Here is a 3,224-nt window from a genome sequence, read left to right on the forward strand (position 1 = left end):
CAAGATTCCGGTTCTTGAAATCTGGGTTCGACTCCCAGGGGGTCCATCATAAAAAAAAACCGCTACTTTTCAGTAGCGGTTTTCTTTTTGTCTTTTTTGATCAGTCAAACAGCGCCGCCAGATCCTGCATCTGCAGCTCCTGTTTGGCCTGGCCCTGGTAGTCGTGGGTGATCTGCCCGTGGTCCAGCACCAGCAGGCGGTTGCCGTACTTTAAGGCATCTTCCATATGGTGGGTGATCATCACCGCGGTGATCTTCTGGGCCCGGATCTGCTCATCCGTTGCCTCCATCAGCTTGCGGCTTGATCTGGGGTCCAGGGCCGCGGTGTGTTCGTCAAGCAGCAGGAGCTCCGGCTTCTTGTAGGTGGCCATGACGAAGCTGAGCGCCTGTCTTTGCCCGCCGGAAAGCTGTTCAACCGGCAAAGTGAGCTTCTCGGCCAGGTCCGGGTTGACCCGGGTCAAAGCCTGCTTGAACTTGTCGCTGCTTTCCTTGAGCCGGCGCAGTTTCAGTCCCCGCCGCTCCCCGCGCTTGGCGGCCAGCAGGAGGTTTTCGGCCACCGTCATCCGCGGGGCCGTCCCCATCTTGGGATCCTGAAAGACCCGGGCGATGTAGCTGCTGCGCTTGACCTCGCTTTCCCGGCTGATGTCCTGGCCGGCATGCAGGATTTTGCCGCCAGTCGGCTGGATGGCCCCGGCCAAAACGTTGAGCAAGGTGCTTTTCCCGGCCCCGTTGCCGCCCAGAAGGCAGATGAAGTCGCCAGGCTTGATCTGCAGGTTGATCTTGCGCAGGATCTGGTTTTCGTCGCTGCTGCCGCGGTTCACGGTAACGTCCACATCGATTAATTCCAACAAGTTTTGACTAGTCATGCTTGAGTCCTTTCAAAAAAGTCTGCTTCAATTTCAGTTTTGCCTCCACCTGCGGCAGCATCATGCAGGCTGCCAGGACCAGGGAAGAAATCAGGTTCAGGTTGTTTGAGGACAGGCCCACCTGCAAAACGGCCAGCAAAAGCAGGCGGTAGACGATGCTGCCCAGAGTAACCGCGAACAGGCGGCTGGCCAGGTTCAGGTTTCTGAAGATGACTTCGCTGATGATGATCGAAGCCAGGGCAATCACGATCGTGCCCGTCCCCATGTTCACGTCAGCGTAGCCGTTGCTCTGGGCCACCACGGCCCCGCACAAGCCGACCAGGCCGTTGGAGATCATCAGCCCGGCCACCGTCATCTGCTGGGGGCTGATGCCCTGGGACTTGGCCATCTGCGGGTTGTCGCCCGTGGCGATGAAGGCCTGGCCGAAGTCGGTCGTCAAAAACCAGATCAAGATCACGGTCACCAGCACCATCAGCACCGTCCCGGCAAAGACGCTGTCAAAGTACTGCGGCAGGCTTTTCAAAAAGGCTGAAGAGTAGATGGTCTTTTGCCCCAGCAGGGAAACGTTGGATTTGCCCATGACCATCAAGTTGACCGAGTAGATCCCGGTCATGGTCAGAATCCCGGCCAGCAGGCTGGGGATCTTGCCCTTGGTGATCAAAAGGGCCGTCACCAGGCCCGCTGCTGCCCCGGCCAGAAAAGCTGCCAGAGTTGCCAGGTAAGGGTCAACGCCCTTGACGATCAGGCTGACGGAAACCGCCGCTCCCAGCGGAAAGGTTCCTTCCACGGTCATATCCGTGGTGTTCATGATTCTAAAGCTGAGAAAGAGCCCCAGCCCCAGGAGCCCCCACAAGAAGCCCTGGCCGATTGCCGATACGATTAAATTCATCTTCACTTGCTCCGTTCTAAAAATTACTTGTAGATGGTTCCGTTGGCCTTGGCTTCTTTCAAGAAGCTGGCCGGAACCTTGATGCCCAGCTTTTTGGCTTCCTTGAGGTTCAAGTAGGGCGTCCCGTGTTCAACATAGCGGATGGCCATGTCGCCCGGCTTTTTGCCCTTCAGGATCTGCACGGTCATCTTGGCCCCGATCAGGCCCAGCTTGTACTGGTCCACGCTGTAAGTTGCCAGCCCCCCGTCTTTGACCATGGTCCCGGCTGCCGGGAAGACCGGCTTTTTAGCCGCGTTGGCATTTTTGACCAAAGTCTGCATGGCCCCGGCGATCGTGTTGTCAGTCGGCACGATGACCGCGTCAACCTTCGTCAGCATCTGCTGGGAAACCTGGTTCAAGTCATTGCTGTTGGCAATTGAGTAGGCCCGGTAGCTGATCCCCATCTGCTTGCAATAAGAAACGATCTGCTTATAGCCGGAGACTGCCGAGCTGTCGCTGGAGGTATAGATGATGCCCAGGGTCTTCAGCTTCGGCAAAAAGCGCTTGATCAGCTTCAGCTGCTGCTTGATCGGCGCCCGGTCGCTCACGCCGGTGATGTTGCCGCCGGGGTGCTTGTTGTTTTTGACCAGGCCGGCTCCCTTGGGGTCAGTCACTGCCCCCAGGACGATCGGCTTCTTCTTGGTAGCGTTGGCCAGGGCCTGGGATGAAGGCGTGGTGATCCCGAACAGGACCTGGTCCTGGCTGTTGACCAGCTTTTCGGCCATCGTCTTCAGGTTGCTCTGGTCGTTGTTGGCGTTTTGATAGTCAATCTTGACCTTGTAGCCGGACTTGGCCAGCCCCGCCCGGTAGCCCCGGTAGATTTCGTCTAAAGCCGGGTGGCGCATCAAAGTCAGAACCCCGACTCTGACTTCCTTGGTCTTTTCAGCCGCCGGCTTGACCTTGACGAAGAAGACTGCTCCCAAAAAAAGATAGATTGCAGCAAAAGCCGCGAGTACTTTTTTCATTCTGTTACCTCACAAATTCAACTAATCATGAAAACAACTGAAACAGATAAAAACATTGCTTAAAAGCCGCGCTTAAACAAAAAAGGAGGATCCGCCTGGATCCTCCTTTTGTTTCTGAGCAAAGAAAAATCCGGATAGATTCAATTGTTACTATCCGGATCGTGATGAGCTTTCAGCAATTCAGACAGCAATTCAAGCCAAAACAGATTGAATCGCCGCTCCGCGAAACAATCTCTACTTGAATTGCCAGCTTTCCTTTACCATTGCTTGAAAGTTCATCATTGTTACCTCTTAATTAATGTCTTATTTATTTTTAACTAAATATTACTTGAATCGCCTGCCCCTGTCAAGGGACTTTTGCCTTCTTTTTACCAGCGGCCGGACAAAATTTCCCCCCGCTGGGCCAGCTGCACGTAAAGCTGGCTGCCGTCAGCCGACAAACCCTCGGTCTCGCGGTTGGAAACGT

Annotated in this window: 3 protein-coding genes; all 3 read right to left on the reverse strand. The window is 55.3% G+C overall.

Annotated features, from left to right (window positions below):
• Positions 1 to 100: 100 nt before the first annotated feature.
• From lacNas_RS01915 to trpX, 3 genes are read right to left on the reverse strand one after another with little or no spacing between them, the layout of a single operon-like run.
• Positions 101 to 865: an ABC transporter ATP-binding protein gene (locus tag lacNas_RS01915; protein WP_201331505.1), complete on the reverse strand. Its 765-nt coding sequence runs from the start codon at positions 863 to 865 to the stop codon at positions 101 to 103.
• A complete protein-coding gene (locus lacNas_RS01920; RefSeq protein WP_201331506.1) occupies positions 858 to 1,754 on the reverse strand; it encodes an ABC transporter permease in 897 nt (298 codons plus the stop codon). The genes lacNas_RS01915 and lacNas_RS01920 overlap by 8 nt, the downstream gene beginning before the upstream one ends.
• A 23-nt stretch (positions 1,755 to 1,777) precedes the next feature.
• Entirely contained in the window at positions 1,778 to 2,758 is a 981-nt protein-coding gene (gene trpX, locus lacNas_RS01925) for a tryptophan ABC transporter substrate-binding protein (protein WP_201331507.1), read from the reverse strand.
• Between the last annotated feature and the right edge of the window lie 466 nt (positions 2,759 to 3,224).

The sequence above is a fragment of the Lactobacillus nasalidis genome (assembly GCF_016587775.1).
In the GTDB taxonomy this organism is placed as follows: domain Bacteria; phylum Bacillota; class Bacilli; order Lactobacillales; family Lactobacillaceae; genus Lactobacillus; species Lactobacillus nasalidis.

Coding starts and splice junctions, on each gene's coding strand:
- trpX (WP_201331507.1), bottom strand. CDS start 2,758: ATGAAAAAAGTACTCGCGGCTTTTGCTGCAATCTATCTTTTTTTGGGA.
- lacNas_RS01920 (WP_201331506.1), bottom strand. CDS start 1,754: ATGAATTTAATCGTATCGGCAATCGGCCAGGGCTTCTTGTGGGGGCTC.
- lacNas_RS01915 (WP_201331505.1), bottom strand. CDS start 865: ATGACTAGTCAAAACTTGTTGGAATTAATCGATGTGGACGTTACCGTG.